The 20282-nt window shown below is 36.0% G+C and carries 17 protein-coding genes; 14 read left to right on the top strand and 3 right to left on the bottom strand.

Features of this window, described 5'->3' with window-relative positions; genetic code table 11:
• From ACGH6P_RS04180 to ispC, 12 genes are all read left to right on the top strand, one after another.
• The coding region (locus tag ACGH6P_RS04180) for a DUF2345 domain-containing protein (RefSeq protein WP_411596783.1) at window positions 1–897 on the top strand (897 nt) is incomplete at its 5' end.
• Between the two features lie 11 nt (window positions 898–908).
• Entirely contained in the window at window positions 909–3440 is a 2532-nt protein-coding gene (locus ACGH6P_RS04175; RefSeq protein WP_411596782.1) for a YwqJ-related putative deaminase, read from the top strand.
• A 2-nt stretch (window positions 3441–3442) separates the two neighbouring features.
• On the top strand, window positions 3443–4801 hold the full coding sequence (locus ACGH6P_RS04170) for a hypothetical protein (protein WP_411596781.1): 1359 nt from the start codon (window positions 3443–3445) through the stop codon (window positions 4799–4801).
• A 12-nt stretch (window positions 4802–4813) separates the two neighbouring features.
• Entirely contained in the window at window positions 4814–6163 is a 1350-nt protein-coding gene (locus tag ACGH6P_RS04165; RefSeq protein WP_411596780.1) for a hypothetical protein, read from the top strand.
• Window positions 6164–6175: 12 nt separating this feature from the next.
• Window positions 6176–7525 carry a hypothetical protein gene (locus ACGH6P_RS04160; RefSeq protein ID WP_411596779.1) on the top strand — a complete coding sequence of 450 codons (1350 nt, stop codon included), beginning with the start codon at window positions 6176–6178 and terminating at the stop codon, window positions 7523–7525.
• A 483-nt stretch (window positions 7526–8008) separates the two neighbouring features.
• Window positions 8009–8746, top strand: coding sequence for a 30S ribosomal protein S2 (rpsB, locus tag ACGH6P_RS04155; protein WP_065558472.1), 738 nt, complete (start codon window positions 8009–8011; stop codon window positions 8744–8746).
• An 88-nt stretch (window positions 8747–8834) separates the two neighbouring features.
• On the top strand, window positions 8835–9695 hold the full coding sequence (tsf, locus tag ACGH6P_RS04150) for a translation elongation factor Ts (RefSeq protein ID WP_411596778.1): 861 nt from the start codon (window positions 8835–8837) through the stop codon (window positions 9693–9695).
• Window positions 9696–9815: 120 nt separating this feature from the next.
• On the top strand, window positions 9816–10550 hold the full coding sequence (pyrH, locus tag ACGH6P_RS04145; RefSeq protein ID WP_065633747.1) for a UMP kinase: 735 nt from the start codon (window positions 9816–9818) through the stop codon (window positions 10548–10550).
• A 29-nt stretch (window positions 10551–10579) separates the two neighbouring features.
• Complete coding sequence (gene frr, locus ACGH6P_RS04140) at window positions 10580–11137, top strand: ribosome recycling factor (RefSeq protein ID WP_065558475.1); 558 nt, start codon at window positions 10580–10582, stop codon at window positions 11135–11137.
• A 652-nt stretch (window positions 11138–11789) separates the two neighbouring features.
• On the top strand, window positions 11790–12455 hold the full coding sequence (gene deoC, locus ACGH6P_RS04135; RefSeq protein ID WP_220216240.1) for a deoxyribose-phosphate aldolase: 666 nt from the start codon (window positions 11790–11792) through the stop codon (window positions 12453–12455).
• 54 nt (window positions 12456–12509) lie between these two features.
• Window positions 12510–13271, top strand: a complete 762-nt coding sequence (deoR, locus tag ACGH6P_RS04130) for a DNA-binding transcriptional repressor DeoR (RefSeq protein ID WP_267359017.1) — start codon at window positions 12510–12512, stop codon at window positions 13269–13271.
• A 2-nt stretch (window positions 13272–13273) separates the two neighbouring features.
• Window positions 13274–14455 (top strand): 1-deoxy-D-xylulose-5-phosphate reductoisomerase, encoded by a 1182-nt coding sequence (gene ispC, locus ACGH6P_RS04125; protein WP_411596776.1) that lies wholly within the window; start codon window positions 13274–13276, stop codon window positions 14453–14455.
• Here ispC and ACGH6P_RS04120 read toward each other — a convergent pair.
• Both ACGH6P_RS04120 and ACGH6P_RS04115 read right to left on the bottom strand, forming a co-directional pair.
• A complete protein-coding gene (locus tag ACGH6P_RS04120; protein ID WP_411596775.1) occupies window positions 14452–15003 on the bottom strand; it encodes a sugar O-acetyltransferase in 552 nt (183 codons plus the stop codon). The genes ispC and ACGH6P_RS04120 overlap by 4 nt on opposite strands.
• Window positions 15004–15007: 4 nt before the next feature.
• The gene (locus tag ACGH6P_RS04115) at window positions 15008–15967 is read right to left on the bottom strand and encodes an aminoimidazole riboside kinase (RefSeq protein WP_411596774.1); all 960 of its coding nucleotides are present in this window, start codon (window positions 15965–15967) and stop codon (window positions 15008–15010) included.
• 284 nt (window positions 15968–16251) lie between these two features.
• Between ACGH6P_RS04115 and ACGH6P_RS04110 the strand changes: the two genes are divergently transcribed.
• A complete protein-coding gene (locus ACGH6P_RS04110) occupies window positions 16252–17724 on the top strand; it encodes a glycoside hydrolase family 32 protein (RefSeq protein WP_411596773.1) in 1473 nt (490 codons plus the stop codon).
• A gap of 42 nt (window positions 17725–17766) precedes the next feature.
• Here the strand turns inward: ACGH6P_RS04110 and ACGH6P_RS04105 are convergent, their stop codons facing one another.
• A complete protein-coding gene (locus tag ACGH6P_RS04105) occupies window positions 17767–18771 on the bottom strand; it encodes a LacI family DNA-binding transcriptional regulator (RefSeq protein ID WP_411596772.1) in 1005 nt (334 codons plus the stop codon).
• Between the two features lie 200 nt (window positions 18772–18971).
• On the opposite strand from ACGH6P_RS04105, the gene ACGH6P_RS04100 reads away from it, so the two are divergent.
• Complete coding sequence (locus ACGH6P_RS04100) at window positions 18972–20240, top strand: oligosaccharide MFS transporter (protein ID WP_411596771.1); 1269 nt, start codon at window positions 18972–18974, stop codon at window positions 20238–20240.
• Window positions 20241–20282 lie beyond the last annotated feature (42 nt).

Below are 20282 nucleotides of genomic sequence, written 5' to 3'. Positions count from 1 at the left end.
GGCATATTAGCTTACGCTCAGCAAGGTATTGCGTTAACCAGTCCTGAAAACATCCAGTTATCAACCGGTAACAGCGTAAGTGTCACCGCTGAAAAGCAGACTGATATCACGGCATTAAAAAACATCACACTAACATCGGGCGATGCGATAGGGTTATTTGCTCATAAATCGGGGATGAAGGTCTTTGCCAACCAGGGGGATATTGAAACACAAGCCCAAAATGCCAACCTGAATATGGCGGCTAAACAAGATGTCCACATTGACAGTGTAGACAGCAAAATGACATTAAGCGCAGACAAAACAATCGCCTTAATGTGTGGCGGTTCATACATTGAAATTAGCGAAAAAGGCATTGTACTGGGCACACCGGATAATGTGTACATGAAATGTAATGCGATGCAAAAAATGGGACCAAAAACATTAAATTACGAACCAATAAATGTACCTGCATTATTTACAGAACAAGACATGCAAGAAGGTTTAACGTTGATCTTAGAAACTGAAGATGGCTATCGAATCCCAATGACCAAGTATGTTGTACGGTTTAAAAATGGCGAATTAAGGCAAGGAAGATTAGACCGTGAAGGAAAAGTTGTATTAAAAAATGTGCCACAAGGAATGGAATATGCTTATGCCTATCCAGATCAAGACGATATTTTAGCTAAAGCAAATGCACAGCGATTACATAATGCAATAGAAGCCGGAAACGCAGAAAAAATGATTGATTATTTGTGTTTTGCGGAAGAAATTGTTGCAAAAACAATTGAAGTTTATAAACAAATCTATCATCAAGATCTGGTTAAAAATATAGAAAAATCAATTGGTCCTTACAATAACCACAAAGATCTCATTAATTTTCTGTTAGCTAAAGCTAATTCAATCAATAAAAACAATTAGGATTTAAAACAATGGATACTGTAGAGGATTATATCATTGTTGCTAGCCCTTCTTTAAGGTATGTAACACCTAATAGGACAATGTCCTTTTATTTAAAAAAAGTCAACCCCAATGCTAAAGATATAAAAGACTTATCTATTCGTTGGGTATGTATTAATCATACAAATAGAGAAAAAAGTAAACAGAGTAATTTTTTTGGACCACGTGGTGGTCCCGAATGGCTTAATGCAAAATGGAATCTGGTTGGTGTACATACTGTAATGTGTTACGTCAGGGAATCGTTGGGTGGTGAAGCCAAAATTTATCATTATGTACAACATGTGGTGAGTCAAGGTGATTGCTTGAGCTATGACCCAGCGACATTTGAAGAAACAGAAAACCCATTTGAATTTATCCACAACATTAAAAAACAAAATAATATAATTGAGACTTTAGAAAAATACAGTGAATTGGATGAAGAACAACAAGAAAAATATAATGAACGCAAAGAAAATAGGAAACAATTTTGCGATAAATTAGAAAATTTGTTAGAAAAAATACCATTAAGTCACAGAAATCATTTCAAAATGATGAGTGCCAGACACTATTCGTATGAATATCCTGATACCAACTCAATCCTACTACAAGTATGTTATTTTTATCATGAAAAAACAGTTTATTTATTAGATTGGACTAATCCCCTACAACAAGGGTGGTGTGGTGTATTTGAAGGTAAGGGAGATACAGAACAAGCTGCTCTGCTAGATGCCTTAGATGAATGGGAAAGTGATAATCGTTATCCAGAGGGCATATTAAAATGTCGATATTTAAGTGTTAGTCATCCAACACTTGAAATCCCTAAATATGATGGTGAAGGGTTACTTGTTTGGACTATAGAAGATCATAATTTTACTGAAGAATATCAATTTTCAACTGACGGCAAAACTTGGCTTGACAGTATTTCAACAGCCCTCACTTATCTTGCATTTGGTGCATTAATTGTTGCCGGCGCAATAACATTGTTTGTACCTTCGGGGCAAATAGCAACAGCAGCATTTTGGACTTATGGGTCAATAATATTATCGGCTACTGCAGGTATTAGCTCATCAGCTATCAATATAACGCAACGTTATAATAAAGGTTTTAGTAATTGGAAAGATGATGGTTTTGATGCATTAAATATTGTTGGCAATATGTTAGGCACTGGTGCGGGGCTAGCCTTGGCGAAATGGGGACCGCTTAAATTTTTATCCCAAGTAGGTACGAATACCATGAAAGTGAATGCCATTAAAGCGATGTTAATTGGTGAAGTAACGACAAATGGTGTGCAAGGTATTATGATTTCTACCGATATTGCGTCAGCTATTTACACAGTAATAGAAGATAAATCGCTTCCTCCTGATGAAAAACTATCAAAAATTATGACTTTAATTGGAGCAGGGGTGTTAACTGGCGCGTTAGTTTATCTCAATTTAAAAAACACTAAAGCAAATTTTGATTTTATAAAGAAAGATTCGAATTTAGTTCAAAAACTAAGTCGAGAAGAAATCGATGCCTTTATAAACGATCCAAATAGCATCATTATAGATCAACTAACAGAAATGGAAAAAAAATCAACAGGAGTTGCGCTACCAAAAGTTGAATTAGCCGATATGCCGCAAATGCGTGTCTCTGTTAAACAGTTGCAAGAGCAAAATTTATTACCATTAACGAATAATACAACTATCTCAATTGCTAACAACAATCTACCGAATGCTGTCATTCCTCCTGCTAATTATTTTCGGATATTAAATAGCACAATTAACAGTGAATTTTTCTTATCTAATGAACTTAATAAGCATATTAATTTAACTGATCCCTTCCAGGCAACAAGAGTCGCATTATTAAATTCAAACCCAGAAGGCAAAATACAAATCTTAGCCAGAAATGGTGATCAAAGGGTCAGTAAAACGGTCGTTAATACCCGTATATATGAAGATAAACGTAGTAATCTACAAAGTTTTCAGGCAGATATTAGGGAACGCGCGAAGAACGATAATGGTTGGAAGAAAAAAGTTGCTATTTCAAAGGCAACTTGTACTATTCATGGCATGGACTTTGAAAGTGCTAAGGAATTTAATAATTTACCTTTTACGTTAAAGGATGCGCTAAAAGCAAAGGTTGTTGTACAAGGCGAATTTACGGGTCAATCGGCGCCAATTAAGGTAGTTGATATCAAAGGGTATATTGCGACTTTAAAACCGTATTATCCAGATAAAAAGATGGATGAAGCGACGGAAAAATTGATTGAACAATATCTTATAAAACATAAAGATAATTTGTCAAATTTTGATGGAATGCCTGGTGCGCATGCTGAAATATTGGCGGTAGATGATGTGTTTAAACAACTGCGCGCGAAAAAAATAGATCCAGAACATTATTTCAAGGATATTGACGTTTACACTGTCTATGTCAAAGACCCAAAAGATAAAGGACAATTTGGACAACCATTTGTAGCCTGTCGTAATTGTAGTGGTATATTAGATCCACTTATTAACGTGGTAACGAAGCGAAAAGGAGAGTAACCATGAGTAACAGAACCGATATTAAACCGTTTGATTTGCCGGTACGGGTCGAATTGAGCCATTTACAGGTTATTCAAGGCTTTTATTTTTTAAATGATGTGTTATTTAGTGGACTGGCATATGACCATCGAGAACAAAAGTTGCATAAAGTGTACCAAATGACCGAAGGTAAAATTACGGGGGAACAAGCGTTTGGTTTTTTTAAGCACAGCAGTGGGGTAAAAATCGATTTTGCGGTGATAGAAGATGATGTAGATTATGAATTTAGGAATTTAGTCTATTATCAAGGAGAACTGTTAAACGGGGTAACCTATGAATATTGTGATGGTTTTGTTTTAAGCGAATCATTATGGGTTGATGGCTGGGAAGTAGAATTGATAACTTGGTATGTTGATGGTTCAGGGTTAGTGCGCCGCTTTGAGCTAGATTACGATGAAAACAGAAGCAATTTTAAGTGGGATTATAAAAGGCTAATTAGCGTTGATTGTACTAAAGGCGATATTAACAGCCGATCAAGTTTCACTATAAGTGTAAATGAGCAAAATCAGATTAATTCTTTTGTTTTAGATACCAAAGATACAGCAAGCTTAGAAAAACTGGTTCAGTATAATGATCTTCCGTTACCGGCTAATAGTTTATCAGGATTACTGGCTTATTACCCTTTGGCGGAAGAAGTAAGTCTTAGTATTTTTAGTGATGAAAACTTTGAATATTTTGCTGCGCACACTAATTTTCAGCCCGTTAAACGATTACAAATAGCAACGCAAAATTTGTCGTTAGCCCTGTTAACAAAATATATGGACTTGCCACAGTTAACCTGGTTATTTTTTGATGAAAGTGGTTACAGTAAATATCGGCTAAAAGAATTGCCAGAAGATGAGCGATTGATTAAACAAAAGGAGTGTGATGTGCGTAACCATGCACTTATCACGTTATTGTTAGCAATACAGGCTAAATATCATGGTGAAATTCAGTTAAATGCCAGTTCGGGTATTATGTTTTATTATGTCGATACTCAGGGTGAATTAATGATGGACGTGAATCAACATGATTTTAGTTATTTATTAGATCTGTTACCGAACGATAAAATAGTGGATTTGCATTTGCGTCAACGAAAATTTCCGATTGTTTTATTAGAAAAGCTTAGTCGGCTGACGCATTTAAAAAGATTATGCCTTGAAGAAGGTGTTTCGCGTTTTGACGGTGATAATCCATCCGAAGCGGAATTGGCACAACGGAGTAATGCACGTAATCAAGCATTATGGGGATTGTTGAAAAATCTGCAATTAAAATTGCATTGTGATATAGAGCTTATTTCAGAAACATCCGAAGTATTTAAAGAAGACTATCAAGGTGAATAGACAGAGTAAAACATGATTAATGTTGAGTTGAGTGATTTGCCGGTACGGGTCGAATTGAGCCATTTACAGGTTATTCAAGGCTTTTATTTTTTAAATGATGTGTTATTTAGTGGGCTGGCTTATGACCATCGAGAACAAAAGTTGCATAAAGTGTACCAAATGACCGAAGGTAAAATCACGGGGGAACAAGCGTTTGGTTTTTTTAAGCACAGCAGTGGGGTAAAAATCGATTTTGCGGTGATAGAAGATGATGTAGATTATGAATTTAGGAATTTAGTCTATTATCAAGGAGAACTGTTAAACGGGGTAACCTATGAATATTGTGATGGTTTTGTTTTAAGCGAATCATTATGGGTTGATGGCTGGGAAGTAGAATTGATAACTTGGTATGTTGATGGTTCAGGGTTAGTGCGCCGCTTTGAGCTAGATTACGATGAAAACAGAAGCAATTTTGAGTGGGATTATAAAAGGCTAATTAGCGTTGATTGTCGTAAACAAGATATTAACAGCCGATCAAATTTCTCTATAAGTGTAAATGAGCAAAATCAGATTAATTCCTTTTATTTAGATACCAAGGATACAGCAAGCTTTGAAAAACTGGTTCAGTATGATGATCTTCCGTTACCGGCTAATAGTTTATCAGGATTACTGGCTTATTACCCTTTGGCGGAAGAAGTAAGTCTTAGTATTTTTAGTGATGAGAACTTTGAATATTTTGCTGCGTACACTAATTTTCAGCCCGTTAAACGATTACAAGTAGCTACGAAAAATTTGTCGTTAGCCCTGTTAACAAAATCGATGGATCTGCCGCAGTTAATCTGGCTGTTTTTTAATGAACGTGGTATTAGCGATTATGACTTAAAAAACTTGCCAGAAGATGAGCGATTGATTAAACAAAAGGAGCGTGATACACGTAACCATGCACTTATCACGTTGTTGTTAGCAATACAGGCTAAATATCATTGTGAAATTCAGTTAAATGCCAGTTCGGGTATTATGTTTCGCTATATTGATACTCTAGGTGAACTAATGATGGATGTGAATCAACATGATTTTAGTTATTTATTAGATCTGTTACCGAACGATAAAATAGTGGATTTGCGTTTACGTCAATGTAAATTCCCAATTGTTTTATTAGAAAAGCTTAGTCGGCTGACGCATTTAAAAAAAATCTCCATTAGAGAAGGTGTTTCGCGTTTTGACGGTGATAATCCATCCGAAGCGGAACTGGCACTACGGAGTAATGCACGTAATCAAGCATTATGGGGATTGTTGAAAAATCTGCAATTAAAATTGCATTGTGATATAGAGCTTATTTCAGAAACATCCGAAGTATTTAAAGAAGACTATCAAGGTGAATAGACAGAGTAAAACATGATTAATGTTGAGTTGAGTGATTTACCGGTACGGGTCGAATTGAGCCATTTACAGGTTATTCAAGGCTTTTATTTTTTAAATGATGTGTTATTTAGTGGACTGGCTTATGACCATCGAGAACAAAAATTGCATAAAGTGTACCAAATGACCGAAGGCAAAATTACGGGGGAACAAGACTTTGGGTTTTATCAGCACAGCAGTGGGGTAAAAATCGATTTTGCGGTGATAGAAAATGATGAATATTATGAATCTGATGATCCTGTCTATTATCAAGGTGAGTTGTTAAACGGGGTAACTTATAAATACTATGACGGTTTTGTGTGTGTCGAGTCATTGTGGATTGATGGTTATGACGTTGAATGGATTAATTGGTATGTCGATGGCTCAGGATTAGTGCGCGAATATCAGGCTAATTACGAAGAGTCTAGAAGTGTATTTAAGTGGGATTATAAAAGGCTAATTAGCGTTGATTGTACTAAAGGCGATATTAACAACCGATCAAGTTTCTGTATAAGTGTAAATGAGCAAAATCAGATCAATTCTTTTGTTTTAGATACCAAAGATACAGCAAGCTTAGAAAAACTGGTTCAGTATGATGATCTTCCGTTACCGGCTAATAGTTTATCGGGATTACTGGCTTATTACCCTTTGGCGGAAAAAGTAAGTCTTAACATTTTTAGTGATGAAAACTTTGAATATTTTGCTGCGCACACTGATTTTCAGCCCGTTAAACGATTAGAAATAGTAACAGAACATTTGTCATTAGCCTTGTTAACAAAATCGATGGATCTGCCGCAGTTAACCTGGTTATTTTTTGACGAACATGGTATTAGTGATTATAGCTTAGAAATCTTGCCAGAAGATGAGCGATTGATTAAACAAAAGGAGCGTGATACACGTAACCATGCACTTATCACGTTGTTGTTAGCAATACAGGCTAAATATCATGGTGAAATTAAGTTAAATGCCAGTTCGGGTATTATGTTTTATTATGTCGATACTCAAGGTGAACTAATGATGAATGTGAATCAACATGATTTTAGTTATTTATTAGATCTGTTACCGAACGATAAAATAGTGGATTTGCGTTTACGTCAATGTAAATACCCAATTGTTTTATTAGAAAAGCTTAGTCGGCTGACGCATTTAAAAAAAATCTCCATTAGAGAAGGTGTTTCGCGTTTTGACGGTGATAATCCATCCGAAGCGGAATTGGCACTACGGAGTAATGCACGTAATCAAGCATTATGGGGATTGTTAAAAAATCTGCAATTAAAATTGCATTGTGATATAGAGCTTATTTCAGAAACATCCGAAGTATTTAAAGAAGACTATCAAGGTGAATAGACAGAGTAAAACATGATTAATGTTGAGTTGAGTGATTTGCCGGTACGGGTCGAATTGAGCCAATTTAAAATAAAAAAATGATTCAATAAAATCATTTTTTAATAAAAATAGCGTAATAAAAAATGTGGATTATGCATGATATTATGAAATGAAATTGATGGTATTTAAAAATTATATTTAAGGCGTTAATCGATAACTTAATCCTCATTTATTATGACTGTAAATCTTTTTTTGCCAATAAAAATCACATCGATATAAATAAAACTAGCAATATTTATCTAAATATGGTATAAAACGCGCGCTACTTTTCACATTCATTTTTCAAAAAAATCGTTGTGAAAGTAAGTACAAATTTTAAACTTTAATTAACGTTATAACACACACATATCATTACTCTTTTCCGGGGTGCCTTTTGTTTTATGCAATAAGGTCGGTTAAAGCGGATATGTGGAGGCATAACCCCAACGTCAAAATGAGGAAATCATGACTACAGTATCAATGCGCGATATGTTACAAGCAGGTGTACACTTTGGACACCAAACCCGTTATTGGAACCCAAAAATGAAACCATTTATTTTTGGTGCGCGTAACAAAGTTCACATTATCAACCTTGAAAAAACAGTACCAATGTTTAACGAAGCATTAGCTGAATTAAACAAAGTGGCTGCACGTAAAGGTAAAATTTTATTTGTTGGTACAAAACGAGCAGCAAGCGAAGCGATTAAACAAGCCGCTGAAAGCTGTGGACAATACTATGTTAATCACCGTTGGTTAGGTGGTATGTTGACTAACTGGAAAACAGTACGTCAATCAATCAAACGTCTTAAAGATTTAGAAACACAAGCTAGTGATGGTACATTTGACAAATTAACCAAAAAAGAAGCACTAATGCGTGCTCGTGAAATGGCTAAATTAGAAAATAGCTTGGGTGGAATTAAAAATATGGGTGGCTTACCCGATGTGATTTTTGTTATTGGCGCAGACCATGAACATATCGCTATCAAAGAAGCTAACAATTTAGGTATTCCAGTCGTTGCTGTTGTTGATACCAACTCAGATCCAGATGGTATTGATTACATCGTTCCAGGTAATGATGACGCAATTCGTGCAATTCAATTATATGCAAATGCAGTTGCGGAAGCCGTTCGTGCTGGTCGTGAACAAAATCAATCTCCAGTATCTGAAGAAAGCTTTGTTGAAGAAGCTCCAGCAGCAGAGTAATAAACTCAAATATTTTCAGGGTCGATAATATAAATAATCGACCCATTCTAATGAAAATCATCACAATGGTTAAATAGAGGATTTAAAAATGGCTGAAGTTACCGCTTCTATGGTAAAAGAACTGCGTGAAAGAACTGGCGCAGGTATGATGGAATGTAAAAAAGCATTAGTTGAAGCAAATGGTGATATCGAAGTTGCTATCGACAATATGCGTAAATCAGGTCAAGCAAAAGCGGCTAAAAAAGCAGGTCGTGTAGCGGCTGAAGGTGTAATTATTTCTAAGATTTCTGCGGATAAAAAATCGGGTGTAATTTTAGAAATCAACTGCGAAACAGACTTTGTTGCTAAAGATGCAGGTTTCTTAGAGTTTAGCGAAAAAGTTGCTACTGCAGCATTGAACGAAAGCATTACTGATCTTGCTGCGTTACAAGCAAAATTTGAAGAAGAACGTACAGCACTAGTTGCAAAAATCGGTGAAAACATCGGTATTCGTCGTATTCAACAAATTTCAGGTGATGTAGTTGGTAGTTACCAACATGGTGCACGTATCGGTGTATTAGTTGCTGCAAACAGTGGTTGTGATGAAGAATTAGTTAAACATATTGCAATGCACATTGCTGCAAGCAAACCAGAATATGTTAGCCCAAGCGATGTTCCAGCTGATGTTGTTGAACATGAGCGCAATATTCAAATCGAAATTGCAATGCAATCAGGTAAACCACGTGAAATCGCTGAAAAAATGGTTGAAGGCCGTATGCGTAAATTTACTGGTGAAGTTTCACTTACTGGTCAACCATTTGTTATGGATCCAAGTAAGACTGTTGGTGATTTACTGGCTGAGAAAAAAGCGACTGTTGCTTCTTTCATCCGTTTTGAAGTGGGTGAAGGCATTGAAAAAGTGGAAGTTGATTTTGCAGCCGAAGTTGCTGCGATGTCGAAACAATCTTAATTGTTTCGTAAAAAACCGCCGTCAAGGCGGTTTTGTTTATCTACAAATTTTTTTAAATTATTGCTAGCTAGCCATTTTTAGCTTGTCAGGTAATTAAATAACGAAATAGTGAGACTTCATATGGTAACCCCTTTCTATAAACGTATTCTTCTTAAACTCAGTGGTGAAGCACTACAAGGCGATGAAGGTTTTGGTATTGATCCCACCGTTCTTGACCGCATGGCGCAAGAAATTAAAGAACTTATTGAAATGAATGTTCAAGTTGCTGTTGTTATTGGGGGCGGTAATCTATTTCGTGGCGCTGGTCTTGCAAAAGCCGGTATGAATCGTGTTGTTGGTGATCATATGGGGATGCTAGCAACGGTAATGAATGGTCTTGCAATGCGTGATGCGTTGCATCGAATTGAGGTTAATGCGCGTTTAATGTCAGCTATTCCACTTAATGGAGTATGTGACGATTACCGCTGGACAGAAGCAATTAGCTTGCTTCGTCATGGTAAAGTGGTTATTCTTTCAGCAGGAACAGGTAATCCTTTTTTTACAACTGACTCAGCAGCGTGTTTACGTGGTATCGAAATTGAAGCAGATGTGGTGTTAAAAGCAACAAAAGTTGATGGTGTTTATTCGGCTGATCCTGTTAAAGATCCAAATGCAACACTTTATAAAACATTAAATTATGAAAAAGTGCTTGATGATGAATTAAAAGTAATGGATTTAGCTGCGTTTACGTTAGCACGTGATCATAACCTGCCGATTTGTGTCTTTAACATGAATAAACCAGGTGCATTACGTCGAGTGATTTTAGGTGAACCCGAAGGGACATTAATTAATAATCAGGCAACAGTAAGCTGTTAGTCTTATTTATTCAATATAAGGTTTTTATTATGCTAAATGAGATTCAAAAAGAAGCGCAAGTGCGCATGGAAAAAAGTATAGATGCGTTTCAAACTCATATTTCTAAGATTAGAACAGGACGGGCATCGCCAAACTTATTAGACGGTATTATGGTTGAATACTATGGTAGCCCAACGCCGCTTCGTCAATTAGCAAATGTGGTGGCTGAAGATGCAAGAACATTGGCTATCACCGTATTTGATAAATCATTAACACCAATGATTGAAAAAGCAATTTTATCTTCTGATTTAGGGCTCAATCCAGCGTCGGCAGGTACGGTTATTCGAGTACCATTGCCACCACTAACAGAAGAACGTCGTCGTGATTTAACGAAAATTGTTCGTAACGAAGCAGAACAAGGTCGTGTGTCAATTCGTAATATTCGTCGTGATGCGAATGATCAAGTCAAAGCATTATTAAAAGATAAACAAATATCAGAAGATGATGAACGTAAATCACAAGATTTTATTCAAAAAGCAACTGACGCAGCTATTAAAAAATTAGATGCTGTACTTGTTGACAAAGAAAAAGAGTTAATGGAATTTTAATTCTTTGTTTGAAAAGCTTAGTTGATTTAACTAGGCTTTTTTTTATTTTATTTATATCATTAGCTTTTAAAGTTTTGATTTGCATTTAGTGAATAATGCTTAAATATTCTAAATCAATGGGTATTGTTAGAGTGCGCATTACTTACCCAATTTCTTACCTATCCTATCAACTTGTTAAAAATTAGTGTTACTACGCCTGTTAAATTTTTTAGGCAATAAAATTGAATTAATTGTATTTGACAGCAATCGGGCAATATTCAGATTTGTATTATGAGCAATTTGTTAATTATTTTTCTGGTCAGTTTGAAAACAAAGTAATTAATGCTGATGAACTTTACTTTAAGATTATTAACCTGTTGGAAACTACTGAAGTGTTAACCACTGTATTTTAATTGCTAACAAAATATTGGAATGCATTTGAAAAAGACCTGTCAATATTGATATGGAGAAATCACGGTTCATTAAAGCTGGGTCTTTATTAAATAATTTTTCTGTTTAAATTGTCTGTAGTTAGCACAGAGTTTTGTTTTTAATTATCATAATTTAAGTATATAATGTTAGGATAATAACATCTATAGTCATATAATGTTATTATCCTAACATTACTAACAATATTTACTAGATATCATTAACAATAATTAAAGGACATTTTATGGGTTATGCAAAGTATATTGATCATACTTTACTCGCAATGAATGCGACTGAAGATCAAATACGTAAATTATGCGAAGAAGCTAAGCAGTACCATTTTTATTCTGTATGTGTTAATTCAGGTTATGTTCCTTTAGTCGCTAGCTTATTAAAAGGTAGTGATGTAAAGGTTTGTTCGGTTGTGGGTTTTCCGCTTGGTGCGATGTTAACATCGGCTAAAGCATTTGAAACCGAAATGGCTGTCAAATCAGGTGCTGAAGAAATCGATATGGTTATCAATGTCGGTTGGCTAAAAAGCAATGATTGGGAAGCAGTGAAAAAGGATATTGAAGCTGTTTTTAAAGCATGCGGTGCAGTTCCGTTAAAAGTCATTTTAGAAACTTGCTTGTTAACTAAAGAAGAAATTGTGAAAGTTTGTGCTATTTGCAAGGAAATTGGTGTTGCTTTTGTAAAAACATCGACTGGTTTTAGTGTATCTGGTGCGACGGTTGAAGATGTAAAATTGATGCGTGAAACAGTCGGTGATAAAATGGGTGTTAAAGCATCAGGTGGCATTAGAGATCGTCAAACGGCTGAAAAAATGGTTTATGCTGGTGCAAATCGATTAGGCGCTAGCGCGGGTATTGCGATTGTATCAGGCGATAAAACTTCCTCTAGCGGTTATTAATTCATCCTTCATAAGCTACTGATACAGTAGCTTATGGCTATAGATGGAATAGCAATGGAAACACAACCCAAAAAAAGAGTCAATGCACTTATTGAACATTTAAAAATAATCGATAAAATTCATTTAAAACAAGCAGCACAAATGCTTGGTGTTTCTGAAATGACAATTCGTCGTGATCTTAATAATCACTCCTCATGTTTGGCTGTTTTAGGCGGTTATGTGGTTAATCAGGCACGTCATACCATATCGCAATATTTTGTGTCTGATCAGCAAGATAAGCAAGTAATTGAAAAACGTTATATTGGTAAGTTGGTTAGTCAATTTGTTGATGAAAACGATACAATTTTTTTTGATTGTGGTACGACTATGCAATTTATCATTGATGAAATTAGTGATGATATTTCTTTCACTGCCATCTGCTACTCGCTCAATTCCTTTCTGGCATTACAAAAAAAGCCAAAGTGTAAAATCATTTTATGTGGTGGGCATTATCAACTTAATAATGCAATTTTCACCAGTATTTGTTCAGATAATCAGCTCGATGTTGTTTGCCCAAATAAAGCCTTTATTTCGGCAGCGGGTATCGATTTAACTCAAGGTACCACTTGTTACCATTTTGATGAGTTAAATATGAAGCATAAAGCCATGAAAAAATCTAATCAAAATATATTAATTGTCGATCACACTAAGTTTAACCAAGTTAAGCCAGCTTTTATTTGTAACCTTGATGAATTTAATTTGGTAATGACAGACAAAGTACCTGATTTAGAATATGTTTCATATTTTAAAGAAAATAACATTGGTTTAATTTATTAATTATGAAAAACATCGCAATTTTAGGTTCAACAGGATCAATAGGCTGTAGCACTTTGGCGGTCGTTCGGCAAAATCCAACATTATTTAACGCTTATGTGCTAGTGGGTGGCAGTAATGTAAAAAAAATGACTGAACAATGCCAAGAATTTAAACCCCACTATGTGGCAATGGCAAGTGAACAAGCTGCACAACAGCTTAAAGCAAATCTTGTTGATCTAAAATTGGATATTGAAGTATTAAGTGGTGAACAAGCTATTTGTGATTTAGCACAGTTGCCCGAAGTTCACCAAGTCATGGCTGCCATTGTGGGCGCAGCAGGATTAAAACCGACGCTTGCTGCAATTGAAAAAGGAAAACGTATTTTACTGGCTAACAAAGAGTCTTTGGTTACTTGTGGACATCTGTTTATGCAAGCCGTAAAGCGATATGGCGCTGAACTGTTACCGGTCGATAGTGAACATAATGCGATTTTTCAAAGTCTGCCTACCGCCATTCAGCATGATCTCGGGTTTGCTAATTTGGTTGATCATGGTGTGACCAAAATCGTGTTAACCGGCTCTGGGGGGCCTTTTCGAGATTGGGCAGTCAATCAATTATCTTCGGTGTCACCTGCACAAGCGATTGCTCATCCTAATTGGTCAATGGGAAAAAAGATTTCCGTTGATTCCGCTACGATGATGAATAAAGGTTTAGAATATATTGAAGCACGTTGGTTATTTAATGCCAGTGCTGAGCAAATGGAAATCATTGTCCATCCACAATCAATTATTCATTCAATGGTTCGTTATCAAGATGGCAGTGTTATTGCTCAATTAGGTGTACCTGATATGCGGACACCGATCGCTTATTCTATGTCTTATCCATTACGTATCACATCTGGTGTGCCTGATTTAGATTTTACTCAAATGTCATCACTGACGTTTAATACACCTGATTTTAATCGTTATCCTTGCTTAAAATTAGCCATTGAGGCTTCTTGTCGAGGGCAAGCTGCAACCACGACCCTTAATGCGGCCAACGAAGTGGCGGTTGAAGCATTTTTGCAAAATAAAATTGGTTTTATGGATATTGCCAAACACGTATCGGCAACATTAGATAAACTTGTTTTACCTGAACCAACCACTATTGAGGACGTTGTGGCTATCGATATATGGGCTAGAGCACAGTCAGTTAAGGTGAATTAAAGCGTTTTATACTCTCGACAGGGTGCGCCCATGGCGACCACATTTGAAGGGATATCACGATCAACAATGCTTCCGGCTGCGATAACGGTATTATCACCGATAGTTACATTTGGCAGTATAATTACATTACCGCCAATCCAAACGTTGTGACCAATAGTAATTGGTTTTGCAAACTCAAGACCACGGCATCGTGTTTGGCTATCCAGTGGATGCCCTGAAGTGTAAAAGCCGCAATTAGGTGCAACAAGCACATTATCACCAAATGTAATTTTAGCCGCATCAAGCATGATGCAATTAAAATTGGCGAAAAAGTTTTCACCAATTTCAATATTATAACCGTAATCACATTGGAATCCCGGCATTATCGTAAACTGCTCTCCTGTTTTTCCCAGTAGCGTTTGAAACAGCTTATATCGCTGTTTTTCGGCAAGAGGAGATAATTGATTGAGTTGAAAGCAGAGATCTTGAGCGTAAAGCCGATCGTTAGCCAGTAAATGGATACCAGGATCATACAATAACCCAGCTAACATTTTTTCTTTTTCAGTCATTGCATTACGCCATTTGTTTAGCGGTTAATGCGGGATTATCGCTAATAAATGATTGTAAAAATGCGCTGTCCGGAAGTGCCGTTAAAGCTCCTTTTTGAGTTGTGGCTAAAGCACCACAGGCACTGGCAATGGTCATCATGCTTTCTAGCATGAGTTTATCTTCTGGCATTCCTGATGACGCTATGCTACTTAACAAACCTGCGACAAAAGCATCGCCAGCTCCGGTTGTGTCAACACTATTCACATGGTAGGAATCAAACGAAAATGTTTTACCTTGCCATACGACAATACTGCCATCTCGACCTTTGGTCACCAATTTTAGTGGAGCATTATAGTGCTGCTGAAGTTTATTTAATGCTTCATGCCAATCTTGACTTTCTGTCAACCAAAACAGCTCTTCATCAGACAGTTTAAGAATATCTGTATCGTGACAAAACTGCGTAATAATGGTGCGCATTTCGTCTTTATCTTTCCACATTTGCTCCCGTAAATTAATGTCAAAACTAATTAACCCCTGTTTAGCGGTCAGATCTTCAATAGCGGTTTTAAGTGTTTGTCGACAAGTTTGTCCAACTAATGCCAAAGAACAAAAATGTAAAATGTCTTGATTAAAATGGGGTATTGCTTGTTTTGAAAGGAATTGATCGGCTGACGGCGAGACTAAAAAAGTAAAGCTGCGTTCGCCGTTTTTACCTAAATCGACAACGACAGTACTGGTTCGATGAAGATCATCTTTTTCAAGGCTTTGGCAGTCAACATGATATTCTTTGAATGTTTTTTCCATAAAGTGACCAAACGGATCATTACCGACACGGCCGATAAACGCCGAAGGAAGACCTAACTTAGCCACGCCAATAGCAACATTTGCAGGTGCACCCCCTGCACAAGCTTGATAATTCATTTCGCCAAATGGCAATAAATCAATAACCGCATCGCCAAGAGACCAGACTTTAGTATTATTCATTTGATTACTCGATAAAATATATGGTTAATAGGGTTTAAGGTCTGTAAATAGGTTGACGATATTTCTTATTGATATCGTCTGCTACATACAGATTAAACCAAGTTTAATAATTAGTCATTCGCCATAGACTAAATCATTTCAAAAAAAATTCATTGTTAACGTTAAAAATGTGTGACTTTCATCACATATTTTATCGCTTAATTTATCTATAGTTAACGTTAACAATTAAATTAATATACCATATAATCAGATAAATCTGATATCGGATGAACAAAGGGGATTTTATGTCTACTGCTATTGATAAAGCAAATCAAGCTGTTTTGCAATTAGAAACGACCATGAATAAACAGTATTACCCACATTTTCATTTAGCACCACAATCGGGATGGATGAACGATCCAAATGGTTTGATTTACTTTAAAGGGCAGTATCATGCCTTTTATCAACATCATCCTTATGATGAAAACTGGGGACCGATGCATTGGGGGCACGCTGTTAGTGATGATTTAGTGACATGGCGAAGATTACCCATAGCCATTGCACCCGATCAAGAGTTTGATAAAAGTGGCTGTTTTTCCGGTTCGGCAGTCGAAAAAGATGGCGAATTATATTTAATTTATACGGGGCATATTTGGTTAAATGGTCAAGGTAACGATGAGCAAATTCGGCAAACCCAATGCCTTGCTATCAGTAAAGACGGTATTCATTTTGAAAAACAGGGAACGATTTTAACGCCAGAAGATGGCATCATGCATTTTCGCGATCCCAAGGTTTGGCAACAAGATGGGATATGGTGGATGGTTGTCGGCCAGCGAGATCGCAACGATGTGGGCAAAGTTTTACTGTATCGCTCACAAAATCTTAAAAAATGGCAATTTGATCATGTTGTGATAAGTGATATCGATCCTGATGTTTATATGCTTGAATGCCCTGATTTTTTTCCGTTAGGTGACAAATGGATTTTAATGTTTTCTCCGCAAGGTATGAAAGCTAAAGGTTACCAATATCGTAATCGGTTTCAATCAGGTTATATTGTTGGTGATTGGCAACCAGGACAAAAATTTTCTGTTATTAAACCTTTTCAAGAAATGGATTTTGGTCATGATTTTTATGCCCCTCAATCGTTTCTTGCAGCAGATGGACGTCGAATTATTTTTGCTTGGATGGATATGTGGGAATCAGTCATGCCGAGCAAAAAAGATAAATGGATGGGGGCATTTACCTTACCCCGTGAATTGATCTTAGATGCAGACAATAATGTTCGTAACAGACCGATTAAAGAACTTGAAGTATTACGTGAAAAACCTCAATCATTAACCAATATATTGCTGAGTAGTGAATTAAAAAATACGTCGATTGAATCAATTAGTTGTGAACTTAATGTCGAAATTGATCTCTCTGAAAGTAATGCAGAACGTTTTGGCTTGCAACTGGCAGCAACTGAAGATGGTAAACAAGCAACGTTGTTATTTATTGATTTACAATCTAATCGCATTGTACTTGATAGAAGTCTTTCTGGTTTAGAGCTTAAAGGTTACCGTAGTGTACCATTACCAAAAACCGATAAGTTAAGCTTACATATTTATGTTGATGCATCATCCGTAGAAGTTTTTGTGAATAAGGATTTATATAGCTTGTCTAGTCGTATTTACCCGAAATTACCTGCGACAAGAAAGGTGAATTTATTTGCAGAAAATGGGCAGGCTAAAATCATTAAATTAGAGAGCTGGCAATTAAAATCAATCTATCAATCATGAGTCATTAACCCACCATCTCGTCTGGTGGGTTTGTCACTGTGTCTATAAAGATTGGCGTTGTAAAAATGCTGATGCAACTTGTGTTACCGTTTTTTGGGTTTGACCTGTGATGATATGTAAAGCTGCTTGTTCGCCTATTTCATAATGGGGAAGCTGTACCGTCGTTAAAGAGGGATAAAAAAGCTCGCCAGTACCCACCATATTATCATAGCCTAAAATAGCAACATCGTTAGGAATATGGAAACCATTACTTAATAAATATTGATAAGCAACAAAAGCGATCCGATCATTACCACAAATTAATACATCAAATTCAGGTTTTCTAACACAGTGTTGTTTTAATATTTCAACTGTCATCATATATTCTTGCGCAAGATTACCTTGAGATGTGGATGTATGATAACTAATTAGGTCATCTAAATTTTTACCTGCATCAAGCCAAGCTTGTTCTGCTGCTTGACGTCTAATGCTACCGGCTAAAGTATGTTCGGATAAATAGATACAAAGCGGTTTTTGATAACCTTTATTAATGACTTGCTGCATTGCTTGGTATTGACCCGAGTAGTCATCAGGAATATAACAAGCTAATTGTTCGGAATCACTAATACAGTTGGCGAGCACCACATTTTTACCAAGTAATCTTTCAGGAAGCTCAACTTTTCTTAGTCCCATGGTGGTGTAAATAATGCCATTAGGGCGATAAGACAATAGCGTGTTAATGGCATGATTCGCGTCTTTATCGTCAAATAAATTGACAATAAACGTATTCCAGCCATGTTGCTGGGCTGTTCGTTCAATAGCTTGTAGCAGTTCAACTGAAAACGGTGTCGTGGCGGTTTCTAATGCTAAGACACCGATAGCATGTGGACCAGAATGATCACCACGTATTTTTCGTGCAGATAAATCGGGAACATAATTGAGTTGTTCAATTGCTTTTTTTACCCGTTTATATGTTTCTTTATTTAATTTTTCAGGATTATTGATTGCACGCGAAACAGTCATCAATGAAACCGATGCTAACTTTGCGACATCCTTAAGTGAAGCCATAGTTAAATCCTTTTGCTCAGCATTAAAAGGTTAATAATTAGTAATTACTTAATGTGATGATACCACAAATAAAAATGATAAAAAGTGTGAGGAATGTAACATTTATGATATCTGATTCTATCTATTTAGTTTCATTTATGACAATAATGTTAACATTAACATGTTAACGTTAAACTTCCATAATATAAGAGTACTAAAATATGAAAACGATAGAAACGGTAGAAAATAAAAATTATTGGTTCTCATCAGGTTATCTTATAACCTTTTATGCAGCATGGTCTCTTTGGTGGTCTTTTTACGCCATATGGCTTAAAAGTACAATTGGATTATCGGGCGAGCAGTTAGGAATTGTTTACGCAGCCAACTCTGCCGCCGCTATGTTTTTTATGATCTTTTATGGCATTATTCAAGATAAATTACAGATCGGTAAAGCAGTTATTACGTTTCAAAGTATTATGATGTTGCTGATTGGTCCATTTATGATTTATGTCTATGAACCCTTATTAAAACACGATTTTATTCTTGGTGCTTGCATTGGTGCGCCGGTATTAAGCGCTGGGTTTATCTCTGGATGTGCTTTAGTTGATTCTTTTATTGAGCGAATAAGTCGATTATTTGGTTTTGAATTTGGTCCTGCTCGTTTTTGGGGATCATTTGGTTATGCCGCAGCAACCTTTGTTGCCGGTATTTTATTTGGTATAAACCCGCATATTAACTTTTGGATGGCATCGGCTGTTGCAGCAATCTTTTTTACCATTAATATCCTATTTAAACCTAAACATTATTCGGAGTCCTCACCAGAAAGTGATAACCATCTTGTTGTTGAAAAAACATCAACTATTCCAACGATGAGTGAAATAGTGTCCTTATTTGGCATGAAAAAGTTTTGGTTATTTGTTTTCTTTATTATTGGAACCAATAGTTTTTATACCATTTACGATCAGCAATTATTTCCTAATTTCTATACCACTTTTTTTTCTCAACAAGAATGGGGTTACAAAGTATATGGTTATTTGAACTCTTTCCAAGTTTTTTTAGAAGCTATCTGTATGATTTTAGCTCCATACATTATTTATAAAATTGGCGCTAAAAGAGCGTTATTAGTGGCAGCGTTAGTGATGATTTGCCGAATTGCATTATCAGCAACATTAGATAATGTGTATTTAATTTCATTAGTGAAACTTTTTCATGCTATTGAAACCCCATTATTTATTTTAGCCGTATTTAAATATGTTGTTGCGAATTTTGATGAAAGATTGTCTTCGACATTATATTTAGTTGGCTTTAATATCTCATCAAATATTGGGGTTATTGTGCTTTCATGGTTAGTCGGAAAACTATTTGATACTACCGGATATTCAACCACATTTTATGCTCTTGCCGGTATTGTTCTATTGATTTTGGTCATTGCTATATTTACCTTGTGTGATGAAAAAAAAGCTAAGCTAGAATCTTCATTATCATCGTAAAAATCGTCAAAAATATGGAAACAGATTGTTTCCATTTTGCTA

The sequence above is a fragment of the Gilliamella sp. CG25 genome, assembly GCF_046635705.1.
Lineage (GTDB): Bacteria > Pseudomonadota > Gammaproteobacteria > Enterobacterales > Orbaceae > Gilliamella > Gilliamella apicola_I.
The sequence above is the reverse complement of the archived record's forward strand: the minus strand, read 5'-3'. Positions and strand labels throughout refer to the sequence as shown.